Origin of the sequence: Azospirillum sp., from assembly GCF_035628975.1 — a bacterium.
Classification (GTDB): Bacteria; Pseudomonadota; Alphaproteobacteria; order Azospirillales; family Azospirillaceae; genus Azospirillum.
In genome coordinates, this window is the sequence record NZ_DASPIS010000139.1 from 18,149 (window position 1) to 39,507 (window position 21,359).

At 69.1% G+C, this 21,359-nt stretch carries 16 protein-coding genes; 8 read left to right on the top strand and 8 right to left on the bottom strand.

From position 1 onward, the window contains the following. Positions 1-12 precede the first annotated feature (12 nt). The 6 genes from VD964_RS28800 to VD964_RS28825 all read left to right on the top strand — a co-directional run bounded on the left by VD964_RS28800 (position 13) and on the right by VD964_RS28825 (position 9,327). Positions 13-1,767 (top strand): thiamine pyrophosphate-dependent enzyme, encoded by a 1,755-nt coding sequence (locus tag VD964_RS28800; protein WP_324871862.1) that lies wholly within the window; start codon positions 13-15, stop codon positions 1,765-1,767. Positions 1,768-2,112: 345 nt separating this feature from the next. Then, positions 2,113-2,604 (top strand): BLUF domain-containing protein, encoded by a 492-nt coding sequence (locus VD964_RS28805; protein ID WP_324871863.1) that lies wholly within the window; start codon positions 2,113-2,115, stop codon positions 2,602-2,604. A gap of 110 nt (positions 2,605-2,714) precedes the next feature. Further along, positions 2,715-4,187, top strand: a complete 1,473-nt coding sequence (locus VD964_RS28810) for a mechanosensitive ion channel family protein (RefSeq protein WP_324871864.1) — start codon at positions 2,715-2,717, stop codon at positions 4,185-4,187. 223 nt (positions 4,188-4,410) lie between these two features. Beyond that, on the top strand, positions 4,411-6,186 hold the full coding sequence (locus tag VD964_RS28815) for an N-acetylglutaminylglutamine amidotransferase (protein ID WP_324871865.1): 1,776 nt from the start codon (positions 4,411-4,413) through the stop codon (positions 6,184-6,186). 120 nt (positions 6,187-6,306) lie between these two features. Beyond that, the gene (gene ngg, locus VD964_RS28820) at positions 6,307-8,085 is read left to right on the top strand and encodes an N-acetylglutaminylglutamine synthetase (protein WP_324871866.1); all 1,779 of its coding nucleotides are present in this window, start codon (positions 6,307-6,309) and stop codon (positions 8,083-8,085) included. Between the two features lie 183 nt (positions 8,086-8,268). Beyond that, positions 8,269-9,327, top strand: a complete 1,059-nt coding sequence (locus tag VD964_RS28825) for an osmoprotectant NAGGN system M42 family peptidase (protein WP_324871867.1) — start codon at positions 8,269-8,271, stop codon at positions 9,325-9,327. Here VD964_RS28825 and VD964_RS28830 read toward each other — a convergent pair. The 8 genes from VD964_RS28830 to VD964_RS28865 form a co-directional block, all read right to left on the bottom strand. Next, positions 9,324-10,991: a hybrid sensor histidine kinase/response regulator gene (locus VD964_RS28830; protein WP_324871868.1), complete on the bottom strand. Its 1,668-nt coding sequence runs from the start codon at positions 10,989-10,991 to the stop codon at positions 9,324-9,326. The two genes, VD964_RS28825 and VD964_RS28830, sit on opposite strands and share 4 nt — an antisense overlap. A 94-nt stretch (positions 10,992-11,085) precedes the next feature. After that, positions 11,086-11,826: a response regulator transcription factor gene (locus VD964_RS28835; RefSeq protein WP_324871869.1), complete on the bottom strand. Its 741-nt coding sequence runs from the start codon at positions 11,824-11,826 to the stop codon at positions 11,086-11,088. 23 nt (positions 11,827-11,849) lie between these two features. Then, positions 11,850-12,941, bottom strand: coding sequence for a chemotaxis protein CheB (locus tag VD964_RS28840; RefSeq protein WP_324871870.1), 1,092 nt, complete (start codon positions 12,939-12,941; stop codon positions 11,850-11,852). Positions 12,942-12,976: 35 nt separating this feature from the next. Continuing rightward, complete coding sequence (locus tag VD964_RS28845; protein ID WP_324871871.1) at positions 12,977-15,220, bottom strand: hybrid sensor histidine kinase/response regulator; 2,244 nt, start codon at positions 15,218-15,220, stop codon at positions 12,977-12,979. 181 nt (positions 15,221-15,401) lie between these two features. Further along, positions 15,402-17,090 (bottom strand): methyl-accepting chemotaxis protein, encoded by a 1,689-nt coding sequence (locus VD964_RS28850; RefSeq protein WP_324871872.1) that lies wholly within the window; start codon positions 17,088-17,090, stop codon positions 15,402-15,404. 59 nt (positions 17,091-17,149) lie between these two features. Continuing rightward, positions 17,150-17,746 (bottom strand): chemotaxis protein CheW, encoded by a 597-nt coding sequence (locus VD964_RS28855; protein ID WP_324871873.1) that lies wholly within the window; start codon positions 17,744-17,746, stop codon positions 17,150-17,152. Continuing rightward, on the bottom strand, positions 17,746-19,155 hold the full coding sequence (locus tag VD964_RS28860; protein ID WP_324871874.1) for a protein-glutamate O-methyltransferase CheR: 1,410 nt from the start codon (positions 19,153-19,155) through the stop codon (positions 17,746-17,748). The genes VD964_RS28855 and VD964_RS28860 overlap by 1 nt, the downstream gene beginning before the upstream one ends. Further along, positions 19,152-19,727 carry a chemotaxis protein CheW gene (locus VD964_RS28865; protein WP_414637295.1) on the bottom strand — a complete coding sequence of 192 codons (576 nt, stop codon included), beginning with the start codon at positions 19,725-19,727 and terminating at the stop codon, positions 19,152-19,154. Before VD964_RS28865 ends, VD964_RS28860 begins: the two co-directional genes overlap by 4 nt. 208 nt (positions 19,728-19,935) lie before the next feature. Here VD964_RS28865 and VD964_RS28870 point away from each other — a divergent pair, with 208 nt between their 5' ends. Next, positions 19,936-20,388 (top strand): MaoC family dehydratase, encoded by a 453-nt coding sequence (locus VD964_RS28870; protein WP_324871876.1) that lies wholly within the window; start codon positions 19,936-19,938, stop codon positions 20,386-20,388. Positions 20,389-20,720: 332 nt separating this feature from the next. Then, complete coding sequence (locus VD964_RS28875) at positions 20,721-20,867, top strand: hypothetical protein (RefSeq protein ID WP_324871877.1); 147 nt, start codon at positions 20,721-20,723, stop codon at positions 20,865-20,867. Positions 20,868-21,359 lie beyond the last annotated feature (492 nt).

The window sequence follows — 21,359 nt, forward strand, 5'->3', positions numbered from 1 at the left end:
GGGAGAGGACCCATGGCACGCACGGCAGCCGACATCCTGGTGGACGTCCTGGTGGATTGGGGGGTGGACACCATCTTCGGCATTCCCGGCGACGGCATCAACGGCGTGGTGGAGGCGCTGCGCCAGCGCAAGGACGAGATCCGCTTCATCCAGGTCCGGCACGAGGAAGCCGCCGCCTTCGCCGCCTGCGGCTATGCCAAGTTCACCGGGAAGCTCGGCGTCTGCCTCGCCACCTCCGGCCCCGGCGGGCTGCATCTGCTGAACGGCCTCTACGACGCCAAGCTGGACCACCAGCCGGTGCTGGCGATCACCGGGCTGCAATATCACGACCTCGTCGGCACCCACACCCAGCAGGACGTGGAACTGGACAAGGTCTTCCAGGACGTGTCGGTCTTCAACCAGCGCATCATGGGCGCCGCCCATGTCCGCAACATCGCGACGCTGGCCTGCCGCACGGCGCTGGCCCATCGCGGCGTCGCCCACATCACCATCCCCGTCGATCTGCAGGATCAGGCGGCCGGCGACGACATGCGGGCGCCCCGCAACGTCAAGGGCCACAACACCGCCCTGTTCGCCCCCGAACTGCCGGTCCCGTCGGAGGCGGAGATGCGCCGGGCGGTGGAGATCATGGACGCCGGCAAGCGCATCGTCATCCTGGCCGGCCAGGGCGCGCTCAAGGCCGGCGACCAGCTGGAACGGCTGGCGGAGAAGACCGGGGCGGTGATCGTCAAGGCGCTGCTGGGCAAGGCGGCGGTGCCGGACGACAGCCCCTACACCACCGGGTCGGTCGGGCTGCTGGGCACCGAACCGTCGCAGACCGCGCTGGAGACCTGCGACACGCTGCTGATCGCGGGATCCACCTTCCCCTACATCGAATATTACCCGAAGCCGGATCAGGCCCGCGGCATCCAGATCGACATCGACGCCGCCCGGATCGGCCTGCGCTATCCGGTGGAGGCCGGGCTGGTCGGCGATTGCCGGCTGGCGCTCGATATTCTGACCGAGCGGGTGCAGCCGCACGAGGACCGCAGCTTCCTGCAGCAGGCGCAGGCCGGCAAGGCGGAGTGGATGCGCCTGACGGAGGAGCGCGGCACCCGCCAGGACATTCCGATGAAGCCGCAGGTGGCGGCATGGGAACTGGGCAAGCGGCTGACCGACACCGCCATCGTCGCCTGCGACAGCGGCACCATCGCCACATGGTGGGCGCGGCAGATCCCGGTGAAGCGCGGCCAGATGCATTCGCTGTCCGGCAATCTCGCCACCATGGCGCCGGGGCTGCCCTATGCCATCGCCGCGCAGATCGCCTACCCGGACCGGCAGGTCATCGCCTATGTCGGCGACGGCGGTTTCTCGATGCTGATGGCCGATTTCGTGACGGCGGTAAAGTACAACCTGCCGGTCAAGGTCATCATCAACAACAACAGCTCGCTCGGCCAGATCAAGTGGGAGCAGATGGTGATGCTGGGCAATCCAGAATATGTGTGCGACCTGCACCCCATCGACTTCGCCAAGGTGGCGGAGGCCTGCGGCGGCAAGGGCTTCACCATCCGCGACCCCAAGGACTGCGGCGCCATCCTGGACGCGGCACTGGCCCATCCCGGCCCGGTGGTGGTCGATTGCCTGGTGGACACCAACGAGCCGCCGATGCCGCCCAAGGTGAAGGCCAAGCAGGCCGCCCATTTCGCCGAGGCGCTGGCCCGCGGCACCCCCGACGCGCTGAAGATCGCCGCCACGGTGTTCAAGGACCGCGCGCGGGAGATCATCTGAGGGGCGCAGGTTCGCAATCGGCAAAAGGGAGGGAATGGGTTGAGAGATGGCAGGGTTCGATTGCCGCTCCTTCGGCCGTCACCCCGCGAAGGCGGGGATCCAGGGTTTCCAGTGCAGGTCCTTGCTGAGTCTGGATTCCCGCCTTCGCGGGAATGGCGGCCGAAGAAAACTGAGCGTCATCCGACGGGCCGCTGGTGTCCCGACATCCGTGCAGCGGCAATCCGTCTCACTGCCATCCCGGATATGTCCGCCGGGTGCGACACCGCATCGACGAAAGAAAGGGTTACTGATTGTCGGTTTCCTCACCATTATTACCTCAAGGGGGGTAAGAGGTGGAGGAAACCGATGCTCACTCTTCTCTATCGCAGCGATGCCGTCGCTTTGCTGCCCTTCTCGGCATTGGCGGACATTTGTGTACGAAGCTCTTCAAACAACCGGCGTCTGGGTGTCACCGGATTCCTGATCGAGCATGAAGGCACCTTCCTTCAGGTGCTGGAAGGGGAGGCGGACGCCGTCGGCACCTTGTTCGCCAGCATCTCCAGCGACACGCGGCACCGCAACCTCGCCGTGCTCGGCCGCTGGGAACAGCCGGAGCGTTCCTTCGGATTCTGGGCGATGAACTTCGGGCCGTTGGACGACCCGGATTTCTGGGACGGCGAATTCGCCCCCCTGCGCGACCCCCAGGCGTTCCGACGCAGGAGTTGCGATCCGGAAACCGCACTCGCCGTGCTGTGCCGCGCCTATGCCTTCGCCGGCAAGGTCGCGGGGGCGGACCCGGTGATCGGCGACTTCGTGATGGGGCTGTCCCGACCGGTCCGGCAGCCGGTCAGTGTCTGAATACACAAGTCTCTGAAACAATTGACCGCTTGACGGGGTGGCGCGTGTTTGTGCCATCGTCGCACCTCGCCCGGCCAAGGGTGGCCGGTCGCCGAGGAGAACCCCGTCCGATGAACGCCTTGCGGCGTCTGTCCATTCCCGCCCTGCTGCTTGCCCTGCTGGCCGCCCTGGTCGCAGCCAAACCCTGGCTGCACGGCCATCTGGAGCCGGTCGTCGGCCGGTCGCTCAGCACCGGATTCGACATCGTGGTCGCATCGGCCGCGTGGCTCGTTGCAGCCTGGGGCGGCGCGCGCCTGATCGACCTGCTGGCGGCCGGCAATGGCGGCACCGGCCTGGACGGCATGCCCCGGCCGCCGCGCATCCCGCGGCTGCTGGCCGACCTGCTGCGCTTCTTCGTTTATGGCGTCGCGGTGCTGGCGATCCTGGCCTTCGTGCTGGAACAGCCGGTTACCGGCCTGCTGGCGACTTCCGGCGTCGCCATCGCCGTGCTGGGCTTCGCGTTGCGCAACATGATCGCCGACATCTTCGCCGGCATCGCGCTGAACATCGAGCACCCTTATCGCATCGGCGACTGGCTGGAGCTGTCGCCCGGCGTGGCCGGTCGGGTGGACGAGATCAACTGGCGCGCCACCCGCCTGATCGCCGGCGACGGCACCGCCGTCATCGTGCCGAACGGCATGGTCGCCGGCAGCCGCTTCGTCAATTTCAGCCGTCCCAACCCCGCCTTCCGCGCCACCGTACCGATCCTGCTGGACCATGAGGTGCCGGTGGAGCGGGGAAAGCGCATCCTGCTGTCCGCCATGCTCTGCGCCGACGGCGTTCTGCCCACCCCGCGGCCGGATGTGATCGTCGAGGCGGTGACGCCCAACGGCATCTCCTATCAGGCCCGCTTCTGGACCGACGACGGCGGGCGCGTGTCGCTGGTGCGCGACGCCGTGTTGACCGGGGCACTGGCCAACCTCGCCCGCGCCGGGATCGAGCCCGCGCGCCCCAAGCAGGAGGCCCGCCGGCGCCAGCCCGCCCAGCCCGGCACCGACACCTTGCGGCACAGCCTGCTGCGCCAACTGGAGTTGTTCGACGCCTTCGATGACGAGGAAATCGGAGCGCTGGCCCAGGCCATGCGCGAGCTTTACCTCCCCGCCGGCACCGCCGCCGTCCGGCAGGGCGAGGCCGGCGAGTCGCTCTTCGTCATTGCGGAAGGGGTGTTCGACGTCCAGGCCGCCGCGCCCGCCTCCACCGATGCCGCCTCCATCAATCCAAATGGCGACCAGCATCCCGGCGTGATCCACCTGACCCGCCTGCGGCCGGGCGACCTGTTCGGCGAGATGTCGCTGCTGACCGGCCAGCCGCGCAGCGCCTCGGTGGTCGCCTGCACCGACGCTGTGGTGTACGAGTTGGCGCGCAGCCATCTCGACCCGGTGCTGCGCCAGCGCCCGCAGTTGGCGGAGCGGCTGGCCGACCTGATGGCCGACCGCCAGACCCGCAACACCGCCGAACGCAACCGGCAGCAGGGCGTCGCCCCGCCCCCGCCGGTGGAATCCCAAGCCCTCCTGGCCCGCCTGCGCAATTTCTTCAAGCTCTGAGGGGAAGCCATCCCCCAAAACGCCCGCCACCCGGGAACCTTGGGCGCTGCCAACCGTTATGCCGCGCGGGTGCCGGTGGTGCATCGAGCGGGAGAAGGGCCGGCATCCTTGATCGCTCCCAACGGGTGGCGGCCGCATTCCGCAGCCGGCGCCCCCGGTGTTTGGCCCTTGTTGCGGGTCGAGCGCCCCTTCGTCCTGAACCAACGAGGAGGCTCGACAGCCGATGTGCGGACTGAGTGGCGAGATACGTTTCAAAACCGGCGAGGCGGCCAGCACGGCGGCGGTCCAGGCCATGTGCGACCGGCTTGCGGCGCGCGGGCCGGACGGCCATGGCCTGTTCGCCCATGGCCGCGTCGCCTTCGGCCATCGCCGGCTGAAGATCATCGACCTCAGCGAGGCATCGCAGCAGCCGATGGTGGACTCAGCCCTCGGCCTCGCCATCGTCTTCAACGGCTGCATCTACAACCACCGCGAACTGCGCGAGGAGTTGGCCGGGCTCGGCTACAGCTTCTTCTCCGACGGCGACACCGAGGTTCTGATCAAGGCCTATCACGCCTGGGGGCCCGATTTCGTCAAGCGCATGAACGGCATGTTCGCCTTCGCCATCCACGAGCGCGACAGCGGCCGCGTCGTGCTGGGCCGCGACCGGCTGGGCATCAAGCCGCTCTACCTCGCCGACATTCCGGGCGGTCTGCGCTTCGCCTCCTCGCTTCCGGCCCTGGTCGCCTCCGGTGGCATCGACACCGACATCGACCCGGTGGCGCTGCACCATTACATGAGCTTCCACGCAGTCGTCCCGGCGCCGCACACCATCCTGAAGGGCGTGCGCAAGCTGCCCCCCGCCACCACCCTGATCGTCGAGCCGGACGGCACCCGGCGCGAGACCACCTATTGGTCGCTGAATTTCGGGCCGCAGGCCGGCGACGAGGGCCGCGAATTCGCCGACTGGCGCGAGCTGGTGCTGGAGACGCTGACCCGCGCCGTGCGCCGCCGGCTGGTCGCCGACGTGCCGGTCGGCGTGCTGCTGTCGGGCGGGCTGGACAGCTCGCTGATCACCGCGCTGCTGGCCGAGAACGGGCAGAGCGGGCTGAAGACCTTCTCCATCGGTTTCGAGACGGTGGGGGACGAGCGCGGCGACGAATTCCAGTATTCCGATATCGTCGCCAAGCATTTCGGCACCGACCACAACCGCATCTTCGTCGATTCCGCCCGCGCCCTGCCTGAATTGCGCGACTGCGTGCGCGCGATGTCGGAGCCGATGGTCAGCCACGACAACATCGGCTTCTTCCTGCTGTCCCAGGAGGTGGCGAAACAGGTGAAGGTGGTGCAGTCGGGGCAGGGCGCCGACGAGGTCTTCGGCGGCTATCACTGGTACCCGCCGCTGCTGGACAGCAAGGACGCCGTCGGCGACTACGCCCGCGTCTTCTTCGACCGCGACCATGCGGGGATGGCCGACGCGCTCGACCCCCGCTTCCTCGGCGAGGACCATTCCCGCCGCTGGCTGGAGCGGCAGTTCGCCATGCCCGGCGCCGAGCGGGCGGTGGACAAGGCGCTGCGGCTCGACACCACGGTGATGCTGGTGGACGATCCGGTGAAGCGGGTCGACAACATGACGATGGCCGCCGGGCTGGAAGCGCGCGTCCCCTTCCTCGATTACGAGCTGGTGGAGCTTGCCGCCCGGATTCCTGCCGAAATGAAGCTGGCCGAAGGCGGCAAATACGTCCTGAAGGAGGCGGCACGCCGCGTCGTCCCGGCCGAGGTGATCGACCGGCCGAAGGGCTATTTCCCGGTGCCGGCGCTGAAATACCTGCGCGGCCCCTTCCTGGAACTGGTGCGCGACGTGCTTGACGCTCCGGCGGCACGCGAGCGCGGCCTGTTCCGGCGCGACTACCTGGACCGGCTGCTGGCCGACCCGGAGCGCCACATCACGCCGCTGCGCGGGTCGAAGCTGTGGCAGGTCGCGCTGCTGGAATTCTGGTTCCAGGAACAGGGTTTCTGACGGCCCATCCGGCCATTCCATACCAACAATCGCTCCGCCGGGGCGTCCGGGCGCGGGACCGATCCGCGCCCCGGGGCGTTTCCCGAGTGTGGAGCCGCATCCGACGATCAGGGGGACCCCATGAGCTATGCCCGCGTGAAACCGCACCGGCTGGAGCGCGCCGCCAGCGCCAGCCTGCGCCACACCCGGCGCTACACAGGCCGCCCGCCAGTGTCCGGACAGGGGGCCGGGCAGAAGGCGGAGGCCGAGGCGCCGCGCGCCGACGTGGTGGTCGATTGCGGATGGGGCCGGCTGATCTTTGCCCACACCTTCGACGATCTCGACCGCATGATCGAAACCCTCCGGCAGGAGGCGCCGGGGACCCGCGACATCGTCTTCTACCTGCAGGACCCGCATGTCGCCCTGTCCCGCGCCCCGCAGGAGCTGTTCCTCGACCCCTCCCACACCTTCCGGCTTTGGCTGACCGACTACCGCCCGTCGCGGCGCCGGCCCAAGGGCTACAGCGTCCGCCGCCTGCGCACGCGCGAGGATGCGGAGGGGGTGCAGCGCATCTATGCCCGGCGGCGGATGGTCCCGGTCTCCTCCTCCTTCCTGGTGGCGACGCGCAACAGCCGGGTGCTGACCCATTTCGTCGCCTGCGACGACGCCACCGGCGAGGTGATCGGTTCGGTGACGGCGGTGGACCATGGCCATGCCTTCGCCGATCCGGAGAACGGCAGCTCACTGTGGTGCCTCGCGGTCGATCCGCAGGCGTCATTTCCGGGCATCGGCGAGACGCTGGTCCGCACCGTGGCGGAGCATGTCCAGGCACGCGGCCGCGCCTTCCTCGACCTGTCGGTGCTGCACGACAACGAGAACGCCATCGCGTTGTATGAGAAGCTGAATTTCCGCCGCATCCCGGCCTTCGCCTTGAAAACGAAGAACCCGATCAACGAGCGGCTGTTCACCGGCCCGCAGCCCGGCGAGCGGCTGAACCCCTATGCCACCATCATCGTCAACGAGGCGCGGCGGCGCGGCATCGGCGTCGACGTGCTGGACGCGGAGGCCGGCTATTTCTGCCTGACTTGGGGCGGGCGCAGCGTGGTCTGCCGCGAATCCCTCAGCGAACTGACCACCGCCGTCGCCATGAGCCGCTGCGACGACAAGGCGGTGACCCGGCGCGTGCTGGAGCGGGCCTGCCTGAACGTCCCCGCCCAGGCGGTGGCGGGGGAGCCGGCGGAGAACGCCGCCTTCCTGGAGACGCACGGCCGCATCGTGGTGAAGCCTGCCCGTGGCGAGCAGGGCCGCGGCATCACCGTGGATGTCCGCGACGCCGAGACGATGGAGCGCGCCATTGCGTCGGCCCGCCAGCATTGCGACACGGTGCTGCTGGAACAGTTCTGCGAAGGGCAGGATCTGCGCATCGTCGTCATCGACAAGAAGGTGGTCGCCGCCGCGGTGCGCCGCCCGGCCGAGGTGATGGGCGACGGCACCCACAGCGTCCGCGAACTGATCGAGGCGCAGAGCCGCCGCCGCGCCGCCGCCACCGGCGGGGAGAGCCACATCCCGATGGATGCCGAGACCGAGCGCTGCCTCGCCGCCGCCGGCCGCACGCTGGACGACGTGCTTCCGGCGGGGGAGGTGCTGCCTGTGCGCAAGACCGCCAACCTGCACACCGGCGGCACCATCCACGACGTGACCGACAGCCTGCACCCCGAACTGGTGGAGGTCGCGACGGTCGCCGCCCGCGCGCTGGACATCCCGGTCGTCGGCTTCGACCTGCTGGTGGAGGCGCCGGACCGGCCGGGCTACGTCTTCATCGAGGCGAATGAGCGTCCGGGACTTGCCAACCACGAGCCTCAGCCGACGGCGGAACGCTTCGTCGATCTGCTGTTTCCACAGACGCGGGGGGTGTTCTGAGGGGGATTGTCGCGGCGGTTGCCCCCTCCCCATCCCTCCCCCTCTTGGAGGGAGAGGGGGCAGGACGCTTGTAGGAGTAATGCAAAGGAGCGGCGGCAGTCCCCTCTCCCGCGGAGCGGGGGAGGGTTAGGGAGGGGGCAAGCGCCGCACATTCCTTGTCCTCAGCAGGAGGAAAATCGAATCATGGCCGTGCCGCTGCCCATAGACATGGGCTATGTCACCGACATCCTCTACCGGCTGCTGACCACGCCCAGCCCGACCGGCTACACCACCGACGTGGTCCGGCTGTGCTGCGCGGAACTGGAGCGGATGGGCATCCCCTATGAGCTGACCCGGCGCGGCGCCATCCGCGCCGACCTGAAGGGTGTGCGGGGCAGCCCGGACCGGGCGCTGGTCGCCCATGTCGATACGCTGGGCGCCCAGGTGAAGATGCTGAAGGACAATGGCCGGATGGAACTGGTGCCCATCGGCCACTGGTCGTCCCGCTTCGCCGAGGGCGCGCGCTGCACCATCCTGACCGACCGCGGCCCCTGGCGCGGCACCATCCTGCCGCTGAAAGCGTCGGGCCATACCTTCAACAAGGAGGTCGATACCCAGCCGGTCAACTGGCAGCAGGTGGAACTGCGGGTCGATGCCCCCGTCGCGAACCGGCGGGACCTGGAGGAGCGCGGCTTCAACATCGGCGATTTCGTCGCCATCGATCCGCAGCCGGAGTTCCTGGAGAACGGCTTCATCGTCTCCCGCCATCTCGACGACAAGGCGGGGGTGGCGGTGATGCTGGGCGCGGCCAAGGCGGTGGTGGAAGCCGGAGCCGCCCTGCCGGTGGACTGCCACCTGCTGTTCACGATTTCCGAAGAGGTCGGGTCCGGTGCCTCGTCCATCCTGCACCAGGACGTGGCGGAGATGGTGACCATCGACAACGGCACCACCGCCCCCGGCCAGAACAGCAGCGAATACGGTGTCACCATCGCCATGGCCGATAGCACCGGTCCCTTCGACATGGCGCTGACCCACTCGCTGCTGACCTTATGCCAGGCGCAGAACATCCCGCACCAGCGCGACGTGTTCCGCTATTACCGCTGCGACAGCGCGTCCGCCATCGAGGCCGGCAACGACATTCGCACCGCACTGGTCTGCTTCGGCATCGACGCCTCGCACGGCTATGAGCGCATCCATGCCGACGCGCTGGAAAGCCTCGTGCGGTTGCTGGTCCTCTACATGCAGAGTCCGCCGCGGGATTAGCAGGCCGTCTTCCCGTCCCGCCGCACCTCTTCCAGAACCCGGCGCAGTTCGCCGGGGTGCAGCGGCTTGTGCAGGAAGGCGCAGCCGCGGCGCTGGCCCTCCAGCAGGGATTCGGGCGCCGTCTCGCCGGTCAACACCACGGCCGGGATGTCGGTCTTGAACAGCTTGCGCACCCGGTCGATCACGTCGAAGCCGGACACCTTCCCCGGCAGGCGGAGGTCGGTCAGGATGGCGTCCGGCGGTCCTTCCAGCCCGTCGACTGCCGCGAACACCTCGCGCATGTTCGATGCGGAGACGAAGGCGCAGCCCCAGCTTTCCAGCGTCAGCAGCAGGCCGGACAGCACCATGCTGTCGTCGTCCACCACCAAAACGCGCATGCCGTCGAGCGGCACCCCGGACGTGCCGCCGTCGGCGTGAGCACCGACCGTCGGCGCGCCGGCCGGCGCCTCCCCCTCCAACCGGTTCACGGTGACGGCGAAGACCGACCCGCGCCCCGACCGCGACTGCACCTCGATCGGCGCCTGCAGCAGCACCGACAGCCGGCGCACGATGGCAAGGCCGAGGCCGAGGCCGCGCGTGGGGTCGCGGCTGGGGTTCGTCAGCTGGTGGAACTCGTCGAAGATGACGTCCAGCTTGTCCTGCGGGATGCCGAAGCCGGTGTCCCACACCTCGATCCGCCACTGCCCGTCGCGCTTGCGCAGGCCCAGCAGGATGCCGCCGCGCTGGGTGTAGCGGATGGCGTTGGCCAGCAGGTTGCGGACGATGCGGCCCAGCAGGATCGGGTCGCTGCGGGTGACCGCTCCGCCCGCCGCGTCCGGCACATGGACGCGCAGGCGCAATCCCTTCTCCTCCGCCTGCGGGCGGAATTCCTCGGCCAGCGACTGCAACAGCGCATCAACCGACACCGGCTGGAGGTCGGGCTCCACCGTCCCGGCGTCGAGCGTGGAGATGTCCAGCAGCGCGTTCAGCAGCTGCTCGCCCGCCGTCATGGCGTTGGCCAGCATGCCGGCGGTGCGGGTGGCCCGTGCGTTGCCGTCGACCTGGCTGGTCAGGGCGTCCAGGAACAGCCGCATCGCCTGGAAGGGCTGGCGCAGGTCATGGCTGGCCGAGGCGAGGAAGCGGGAGCGCGCCGCGGTGGTGCGCGCCACCTCCGCCCGCATGGTTTCGGCCATCTGCGCCATGGCGCCGTCCAGCGTCGCCGAGGCCAGCACCCCCACCACATGCCCGTCAACCAGCAGCGGTGCGGCGCGCAGGCTCAGCGGCGGGTCGGTTGGCAGGCTCAGCAGCGACGATTCGGGCCGGCCGGCCGCCTTGGGATCCCCTTCGTCCACATAGAGCGTGCGCAGCGCCTCGGCCACCGCCGTCCAGCCGCCGGGCAGCAGGCTGGGGCCGCTCTCGTCGCGGGTGGCGGCGCGCGGGCGGTTCAGCAGGGCGGCCAGCGGCTCGTTGCAGCGGACGGCGGCCATCTCCGGCCCGCCGATCACCAGCATGGTCGGGACCGTGCCCGCGGCGCAGACGCGCCGTGCGTTGTCCAGACACTCCCGGTAACGCTGATCGGTCGGTGACATGGGGTTGGCCGAGGATCGGGGCATCGCGTCGGTGTCTTTCGCGTCGGTATCTTTGGGGATCGAGGTCCCGTGGAAGGGCTGGAGGCTGATCGCCATGGGCACCGGCTCGACCGTCGGACAGTTTCGGGAAGCCGGCTGAGAATAAACGGACCTTCCTGCTTGTGAAATCACACGATGGCTCTACTCCCTCCTATGCGGAAGGTGAAGGCCGCGGCAGCCGCATCAGATGGTCCTCCACGAAGTATTTCCGGCGCAGAAGCGCCATCAACCGGACTTTCAGGACATCCATCTCCTGTGCCTTACCAACGAAATCATCGGCGCCGGCATTCAGGCTGATCATCAATTGTTCTTCGTCGTCCTGGCTGGTCAGGATGACGATCTGGAAGAACAGGCCGCGCTGGCGCCGGAACCTGTCGAATCTTTCGCAAAGCTGGGTGCCGCTGGTTCCCGGCATCACCAAATCCAGGATGACGCAGTCCAGCCCGCCGCCGGAGAGCGCCGCCACCGCCTCGTCGGCATTGCGGGCGGCGGTGACGGTGCAACCTTCCTGCTCCAGCTCGGCGCGCAGGAACTCGCGGTAGGTCGCGCTGTCGTCGACGATCAGGATGCGGGCGCGGCGGAAGATCTCCGGCACGGTCGGCGGCGCGCTGCGCCGCTCCAGCACGGCGCAGGCATCGTCCACCACCGCCTTGGGGTCGGACGGGTCATGCTCGCCCGCGCCGCGGCCGAGCACCAGCACGGCGGCATCGCTGCGCGCCCGTAGTTCCGCCAGCCCTTGCGGACCGGCAAGCTCGCCCTCGACGATCAGCAGATCCTGCGGCCTGCCGGCGATCTCGGCCAGGGCCGGTTCCACCCCATCGACGCAGACGGTCTCCACGCCGCGTTCCTCAAGCAGCAGCTTCAGCAGAAGCCCCTGCGTCTGGGAACCCATGACAACCAAGGTGCGGAGTCCGTTCATGACGCCATCTTATCGTCGGAGGTCAGTTGCAGCAGCCGTCCGGCCACCCGGTCGAGAGGCAGTTCCTCCACCGCACCGCCCAGCCGCACCGCGGTGCCGGGCATGCTGTGGATCACCGCCGTGGAGGCGTGTTCGGCAATGGTGTATGCCCCAACCTTATGCATGTCCACCAATCCCCGCGCGCCGTCCTCGCCCATGCCGGTCAGCAGCACGCCGATTCCGGACGCGCCATAGGCGCGCGCCATTGACCGGAACAACTCCTCGCCGGACGGGCGCTGGCCGCAGACCAGCGGGTCGCCGGACAGGCGGATGGTGCCGCCTTCCACCAGCATGTGGCGGTCGCCGGGCGCCACATAGACGGTGCCGGGCCGCGGGACCAGCCCCGCTTCGCCCAGCCGCACCGGCAGGGGGGAAACGGTGCCCAGCCAGTTGGCGAAGCCGGCCATGAAGGGGGCGCCCATATGCTGGACCACGAAGACCGGCAACGGAAAACCCGGCGGCAAATCCTTCAGGATGCGCGCCAGCGCCGCCGGGCCGCCGGTGGACGCCACCAGCCCGACGGCGCGGAAGCGCCGCAGGCGTCCGTCGGCCGTCACCGCCGCCTCGGGCAGCCGCCCATAGGCGGATGCATCGGCGGGAACTGCGTCCGGCGCCGCGTTCCCGGCAGGGCGGGCGGAGCGCGCGGCGATGCGGTGGCGGATCACCTTCACCTGGCTCATGATGACCAGCTGGGTGCAGAGATGGTGCGCCACCGTCTGGTAATCGGCGCGCGCCATGCTGCCCGGCTTCTCCACCACCGCCAGCGCGCCGGCCTGCAGTGCCCGCATGGGAATGTCGAGGTCGCGCACGTCCGAGGCCACCACCACGATCGGCAGCGGGTTCTGCCGCATGATGCGGCTGGTCACCTCGAATCCGTCGATACCCGGCAGGCGGATGTCGAGCGACACCACGTCGGGCGCCGCCCGCTCGATCATGCGCAACGCCTGTTCGCCGCTGGATGCGATGCCCGCCACTTCCAGCCGCGGGTCGGCGCCGATGACGTGGCTGAGAAGCTGTTGGATGACGGGGCTGTCCTCGACCACCAGCACACGGATGCGTCGGGAACCCGCTTTCTCCGGCCCGCTCACAGCAGCCGCCGGATGCCGGCCAGAAGCTCGTTCTGGTCGAAGCGCGTCTTGACGATGTAGGCGTCGGCGCCCAGCCGCAGGCCGCGTTCGCGGTCCTCGTCGCTGGCGCGCGAGGTGACGAGGATCACCGGGATCTCCGCCAGGCGCTTGTCCGCCTTCACCGCCTGCAACAGGGCGAAACCGTCCATGCGCGGCATCTCGACGTCGCTGATGATCAGGCCAACCTCCATCCCCTCCGACAGGCGCTCCAGGGCCTCGCGCCCGTCCACGCACAGCGTCACCCGATAACCATGGGCTTCGAGGATGCTCTTTTCCAGCGTGCGGGTGGTGATGCTGTCATCGACAACCAGGATATGCGCACGGGCAGGGGTGGCCTCCTCCGCAGGGCGGGCCGGGGCGGGCAGGACGCTGCCGGGCAGCGGCATCAGGCCGGGAATGTTCAGCACCAGCGCCGGGCCGCCATCGTCCATCAGCACGGTGCCGAGATAGCGCCCGGAATCAAGACCGGTCTCTTCCGCCGCGGTCACCACCGTCTCGCGCGTGGCGACGAAGCGGTCGACCGCCAGCGCCAGCCGCCGGTCCGCCGCCCGCACGACGACCAGCGACAAGGACCGTTCGGCGCTCGGCACCACCGGCGCCTCCATGCCCAGCAGCGCCGCCAGCGAGGTGACGGGGATTTCCTCCTCGCCGATGCGGATCATCGGGGTGCCGACGCCGGAGAACAGGGATTCCGCGGTGGTGGTGCGCAGCCGGACCACGTCGGCCGACGGGATTGCCACGATCTGGTCCTGCACGGCGACGAAGACCAGCCGCTGGCTCAACAGGCTCAGCGGCACTTCGATGGTGACGGCGGTGCCGCCGTCCGGCCGCTCGGCGATGGTCAGGTTGCCCTGCAGCCTTTCCACCTCCCGCCGGGCGATGGCCAGCCCCATGCCGCGCCCGGCCAGTTCGGTGGTACGGGCGGCGGTGGAGAAGCCGGGATGGAACAGGAATTCGGTCAGCCGTTCGAGCGGCATTTCCTCGCCCGACGACAGCTCGTCGGCGTCGATCAGCCCGCGCTCCGCCGCCTTGCGCAGGATCGCGCCGCGGTCCAGTCCGCGCCCGTCATCCTCGATGCGCAGGCGCAGGCGCGAGCCCTCCACCGACGCGGCGATGGTCACGCGCGCCGCCGGCCGCTTGCCCAGCGCCAGCCGTTCCGCCGGCGTCTCGATGCCGTGGCTGATGGCGTTGCGGGCGATGTGCAGGATCGGGTCCTTCAACCGTTGCAGGACGGTGCGGTCGGCCTCCACCTCCAGCCCGCGCACATCGACCTCGACCTCCTTGCCCTCGGCCCGGCTGATGTCGCGCACCATGCGGCCGAGACCGCTCAACTGGTTTTCCGCCGGCAGCATGCGCAGGCGCCGCATGTCCTGCTGGAAGCCGCCGCCCCAGCGCCGCATCGACCACAGCAGCCGGTCATGGCTGCGGTGCGCCGAATCCAACGCCCCGCCCAGCGCGCGGAAGCGCCGTTCGAACGCCATCAGCGCGGGCAGGGCGCCGTGCCCGTCCAGCCCGTCGGCACCCTTGTCCATCTGGGCGCCGCGCCCGATCTGCACCCGCAGATGGCGCCATGCCCGGTCCAGCGCCCGCCATTCCTGGCGCATCGCCCGCAATTCCTCGCCGAGCCCGGCCTGCGCCTCCACCTCCGGCAGCAGGGCCGAGGCGGTCTCCGACAGCCGCTCCAGCCCTTGCGCCGCGATGCGGACCAGCGCCGCGGACTCGGCGTCGACCACTTCCCCGCGCGGCCGCGGCGTCCGCCGCTCCGCCCGTGCCGGTGCCGCCGAAGCGGCCGTGCTTCGGGCGGGCGGCGGGGTGTCGCCGTTCCGGCCACCGGCCAGACCGTCGAGATCGGCCAGCACGCCGGCGATCTCCACCTCCTCGCCGCCCTGCAGCGACCAGGCGACCAGATCCTCGATGGCGTCGAGCGACCTGCGCACCACGGCGATGGCGGCCGCGTCCAGCGCCGCGTCGCCCTTCTGCACCGCGATGAAGGCAGCCTCCAGCCGGTGGGAGATCGCCTCCACCTCCGGCAGGTCGACGGCGCGGGCGGCGCCCTTCAGGCTGTGGGCGCGCCGGTGGATATCGACGAGGTCCGGCGCCTCACCGGTCGCCTCGGCCTCGCGCAGCCCGGCGCGGATCACCGCGAGATGATCTTTGTGCTCGAGCTCGAACGCGGCGAGCAGGCGCTGGCGGATGTCCATCAGGATCCTCGCCGACGAGCCAAAGATTCCCTCTCCCCCCCGGGGAGAGGGTTAGGGTGAGGGGGGTGCGTGGCGTGATCCTTGGGGTAGGCACGCAACGCATCCCCCTCACCCCGACCCTCTCCCCGGGGGGGAGAGGGAGAGTCGGGCGTGGGAGAGTGGGAAAGCCACAGCACCCGCATCACACCCGGTAGTTCCGCACTGCCTCGACCAGACCCTGGCCGAGGTTGTTCAGGTTCCCAGCGGCGCCTTCCAGCTGGCGGGTGCCGGCGGCGGTCTGGCTGCTGGCCTCGCGGATGTTCTGCAGCGCCTGGATCACCTGTTCCAGGCCGATCTGCTGCTGGTTGGTGCCGGCGACGATCTGCTGGAAGGCCAGCACGCTCTCCTGGATGTTCTCCGCCATGGTGCGGATGGTGGACTGGGTGGCGTCGGTCTGGCGCTTGCCGGCGGCGACGCGCTTCACCGCCTCCTCCGTCAGCATGACCGAGGCGTTGATGCCGTGCTGGATCTCCGACAGGTTGGAGCGGACCTGCGCGGTCGCCTCCTTCGACTGATCGGCCAGGCTCTTGATCTCGCCCGCCACGATGGAGAAGGTACGGCCATGCTCGCCGGCCGCCGCCGCCTCGATGGCGGCGTTCAGCGCCAGCAGGTGGCAGCGCTCGGCGATGTCGTTCACCGTCACGATGATCTCGCCGATCGCCTGGGTGCGCTCCGACAGCATGACGATGTTCTCGGCCACCGCCTCGGCCTGCTCGCGGATGGCGTCCATCGCCTGGATGGTGTCGTCGACCGCCTTCATGCCGGAATGGCTGGAGGTCGCCACCGTCTGGGCGCCGTGGGCGACGTCCTGGGCGCGGCGGTTGATCTGGGCGCCCGATTCCGTGATTTCCGACAGGGTGGCCGTCGTCTGCTCCACCGCGGCCAGCTGTTCGGCGACGCTGGCCGACTGCTGCTGGGTCGAGGCGCGGATCTGGGCGGTGGCGGCGTGGACGCTTTCGGCGGTCTCGCGGGTGGTGCGGGCCATAGACTTCAGCCGGCCGGCCATCTCGTTCAGATGCTGGCCCAGGATGGCCAGCTCGTCCTTGCCGGGGATGGTGATCTCCTGCGTCAGGTCGCCGTGGCCGATCCTGGTGACGAAATCGATGGCGCGGCCCAGCCGGCGGGTGATGGAGCTGCCGATCAGATAGGCCACCCCCACCGCGATCAGGAAGACGACGACCAGGGCGATGATCGAGGACTGGATGGCCGAGTTGTAGATCGCCCGGATGTCGCCGCGGCCGGTCTCCGTCAGATGGTCGATGGCGGTCTGGGCGGCGGCGATGCGCGCCTCCATGTTCTTGCGCAGCTCGTCCACCCGCTGGCGGCGCTGCAGCGCCTCGGGCACCTGATTGCGCTCGAGCATGGTGTAGATGGTCCGCGCCTCCTCGCCCACTGCGGTGATGGCGCGGCTCATCTCGGTGATCGCGGTGTCCAGCTCGACCCAGCCCTTGCGGCGGTTGTCGGTCACGCTGTAGGAGGAGCGTTCCGCCACCAGTGCGCGCAGCCGGCCCAGCGTGTCGCGCAGCTTCGCTCCGACCACGTCATACTGCTGGTGCAGCGGCAGCATGATGTTCGGGATATCGCCGTTCCGACCTTCGGCGTTGGCGATGGACACCGCGTTCAGCGCCGTCTCGCGCGTGCTGCGCAGCTCCGCCTGCAGATTGCTGACGTCCGTCACCAGGCTGGCGGCCTCGGTATCGTAGCTGGACACCGCCATGATGACGGTCAGCGCGTCGGAGAAGCGCGCCATCTGGTACAGCGCCAGCAGCGCGGTCAGGACGCAGACCACGCCGAACCCCAGGACCAGCTTGTGCGCGACTTTGATGTTCATTCTCGGACTCCAGCCCCGGTCGGCTCAAAATGCAGGTGGATCGTTCTTGACGGCAGGATTCAGGTCTTCACGGCGTCGAGCAATGCCGCCATGTCGAGGATTGCCATGCGGTCCGCGGCGATCGCCCTGACCAGCGGCCCGGCCTCCGCCGGGGCGGGGGTGCGCGGCGGGACGATGTCGGCCACCCGCTCCACCTCCCTCAGCCGCAATGCCGCCGGACGGCCGCTGCCGGTGCGCAGGACCACGGCATAGCCGGGCTGTTCCGCCTCGGTCACGGCGCCCGGACCGCTCCCGCACAGCCGGTCGACGTCGAACAGCCGCATCACCCGGCCGGCGACGGCGATCACCCCCAGCACGGCGTGCGGTGCCCCCGGCACACGGGCCAGCCGCGGCATCGGAACGATCTGGCCGAGATGGCGCAGCTCCAGCCCGTACAGCGTCTCGGCCCCGCGCGCGACCAGCATGGGGATGCCGGCGCTCTCCCGGTCGAAGGCGGGCGGCGGTTCGGCGAGTTCCTCGGCTCGGCGGTCCAGCACGGCGTCGGCCCAGGGGCCGCGGCCGGCGAAGGTCTGCGCCAGGACGGCGTTGCGGCGCGCCAGCCTCTCGCGCACCTCCTGCCAGTCGATGGAACTGCCTGGGGAAGGATCCCGGTCCATCAGCCCTCCTCACCGGTCAGCCAGAGGTCGAGCATCCCGCGCAGTTCCTGCACGGTCAGTCCGCCGCCCTCCGTCACCGCCACGTCGTCGGCAAGGCTCTCCAGCGCTTCGCGGGCGTTGCGGAAATGGCGCTGCGCAGGGACCAGCCGGCCACGGCGCCAATAGGCCAGCGCCAGATGATAGTCGGCCAGCACGAAGCGCGGGTCGAGATACAGCGCCCGCTTGAAGGCCGCGACCGGATCGCCGACCCCAAGCTCCTCCTCGACCAGCCCCAGCTGGTAATGGGCCGCGGGGTCCATCCGGTTGGCCTCCACCCGCGCCAGACAGGCTTCCAGCAGGGAGGAGCGCTCGCTGGTTTCCGACTGATCCGGCGGGGTCGGTGCCGCGGGCGGCGTAGCCGCCCTGGACGGCGCCTTGGACGCCGCCTTTGTCGCGGGCTTGGCCGCTGCCGTGCGCCGCGGCTTGACGGCCGGCATCGGCACCGGTGCGACCGGGGAGAGGCCCGGCGTGGCGACGGGCGCCGGGGCGGCCCGGTCGCCCTGCTTGCGATAGAGCGTGGCGCCGGGGACCGACACCGGGATGAACAGTTCGTTCATCTGCGGTCCGGCCTCGGCATGGCCGACCACCAGCCATCCGGCGTCGGAAAGCGCGTCGTGCAGGTTCGCCAGCAGCCGGTGCCGCGTCGCCTCGTCGAAATAGATCATGACGTTGCGGCAGAGGATGATGTCGAAATGCCCGATGCCGTGGGGATAGGACGGGATCGATCCTTCCACCAGATTGAACGGCATGAAGCTGGTCCATTGCCGGTATTTCGGCTTCACCGACCACAGCTTGTCCTGGCGGTCGAAGCAGGCCTCCAGCGTCTCCGGCGACAGGCCGCGGACCGCCCAGTCACCATAGGTGCCGCGGCGGGCCTGTTCCAGGAAGGCGCCGTTGATGTCGGTGCCGACGATGTGGACCTGCCAGCCTTCCAACTGGTCGGCGAAATGCTGCTTCAGCAGGATTTCCATCGTATAGGCTTCCGGCCCGATGGAACAGCCCGCGCTCCAGATCCGCAGCAGCCGCGTCGCCTGGTTGCGGCGGATGCACTCCGGAATGGCAACGGCGCGCAACGCGTCGAACTGCTCGATGTAGCGGAAGAAGAAGGTCTCCCCCACCGCCAGTTCGTTGATCAGCCCCTGATACTCCGGCCCGCCCGGTCCCTGCGCCTCCAGGGCCGCCAGATAGCCGGCGACGGTCGTGATCCGGCCGAAGGGCAGGCGGCGGTTGATCCGCTCGGCGAAGGCGGAATCCTTGTCGGCGTAATAGGCGAGCCCGGTGGCGTCGATCACCATCGCCTTCAGGCGCGGGAAATGGGGGTCGCGGCGGATCGCCTCGATGGCCGCGGCTGCGGTGGCGGCGGAATTCATGCCGCACCGTCCCAGCGGGCCAGCCGCCGTTCCTCCGCCGCGCGGAAGGCGTCGAGCAGCCGGCCCTCCGCCTCGCTCAGCAGCCGGTCGGGGTCGAGGAGCGTCACGGTGCCGGCACGCCCGGTCGCCCGGTCCGGGAAGGCGCCGGCCGCACAGCCGTTGAAGGACAGCGACGGGTCGGAGGCCAAGCGCTCCTTCGCCGGCAGCGCCACGTCGCCATGGACCTGATCGACCAGCAGCGCGGTCGGACGCCCCTGCCAGGTGATCAGGATCAGCGGGGCGTAAAGCCCCGTCTCCCCGCCGCCCGCCGCCCCACCCGCCGCAAGATCCAGCAGAACGCCCAGGCGCAGGACCGGCACGACCTCCCCATGATAGCGGAACACCCCCTCGACCGGCTGCGGTGCGGTGGGCAGGCGGTCGAGCCGCGGCAACGGCAGAAAGCGCCGCACGGATTCAACCGGCAGCGCCAGCGCTTGACCGGCAACCGAGAACACGACGCAACGGAAGGGCGATGGCGCGGAAGGGCCGTGGGAGGTGCTTTGGGAGAGGCTGTGCGTGGGGTGCGGTGACATCCGTCCGTCGATGGTCTGGAATCCGACCGGGAACATGCCCGATCACGACTGGAATGCGAATTACGCCAAAGGTTTACGCCGGACGATCTATGCCCTGGCCGCCGGAATCGGGACCTTTGCCGGATTGCTTCGCCGGTCTACTGTCTTCCGCCATGCCGAAAATCCGGCAACGACCAGCCAAACCAACGACAATGGGAGAGACGAGACGATGCCCGGCCGCCATTTCGAGGATTTCCGCATCGGCGACGTGATCGAATCGGAAGGGGCGACCCTCACCGACAGCCAGATCATGGATTTCGCCCTGCGCTTCGACCCGCAGCCCTTCCATATGGATGCGGTCGCTGCGGCCGACGGGCCGTTCCAGGGGCTGATCGCCAGCGGATTCCACACCCTGTCGCTGACCTTCCGCCTGATCCGCGACACCGGCATCATCACCGGCACCAGCCTGGGCGGCTCCGGCATGGACGAGTTGCGCTGGCTGCGGCCGGTGCGCCCCGGCGACACCATCCGGGTCCGGGTGGAGGTGGTGGAGACGATCCCGTCGCGACGCGGTGACCGCGGAACCGTGCGGCTGGCCTACACCACGGTCAACCAGCGGGGAGAACCGGTGATGACCTGCATCATGAACCACATCATCTCCGGCCGGACGGTCGCCGTCTGAACGCCTCTCCCGAACGCTGCCCCGACCGGCCGAAAACCTACTTCCCCGCTCTGCCATGACAATTTTGTTAACCAGAGCTGCGCCGATTTCCGCAGCCCGTCCATTGCCAGTTCGCAGGTGCGGGATTATGTGACCGCTCCGCACAGTCCACGCTGGCAAGATGTTGGAAACAAAGGCAGTCCGCAACGCGGATGATTAAATTTCCTTCATCCCCGCAAAGCTGACGGAAGAAAAGACGGGGTTCTCGCGTCCACTGCGCAGGAGACCGCAAAATAAGGGTCTGGCCACCCCGGTCGGGTGGCCGCAAGAGGTTAGGGAAAGGGTTGGTCACCATGCTTTGCAACATCGTCACGGTCGCCTCGCTTGGCGTCCTTCTGCTGTCCGGGATCGGCTTCAGCATCACCAAGCCGCCGAAGCAGGATCGCGAACAGCGTGTGGACATGCCGCGCCGCTCGCTGGGCGAGAACATTATGGGCTGACGCCCGACCCCGCCGCCTCTGGCGAAGGGGAACGACAGGGGAGGGGGAGGCGCCGCAAACGCGAGTTCAGCAGTGCCGGCCCCCCGATCCTGGCCGCAGCCTAGCTGAGCCTATGGAGTTGCAAGGATTTTTCGTCATCCCCGCGAAGGCCGGGATCCAGAGTTTCCAGTGCAAGGGCGGGCACAAGTCTGGATTCCCGCCTTTGCGGGAATGACGGTTGAAGAGGTTCTTCAACGCGTTGCGGAACCTACCCGTCCCCCACATTGTTGCAACCGGATAGAAATGTCAGTGGTTTGCGCAAAGTAGGACTGTCAGTAGGTCAGGCTTAGGCTTGACGGTGTGTCGGGGGGGCGGCCTTTTTCGGCATATCTGGCATGGATGCGTTTGGGATCGGCTCGGCGGCGCGGTCAAGCCCCATCGCCGCTTCGCGGTGCGCCGCAGGCGCAGGGCTTGACGGCGGCGACGATCGCCGAGCCATCATCCTGCTGCCAG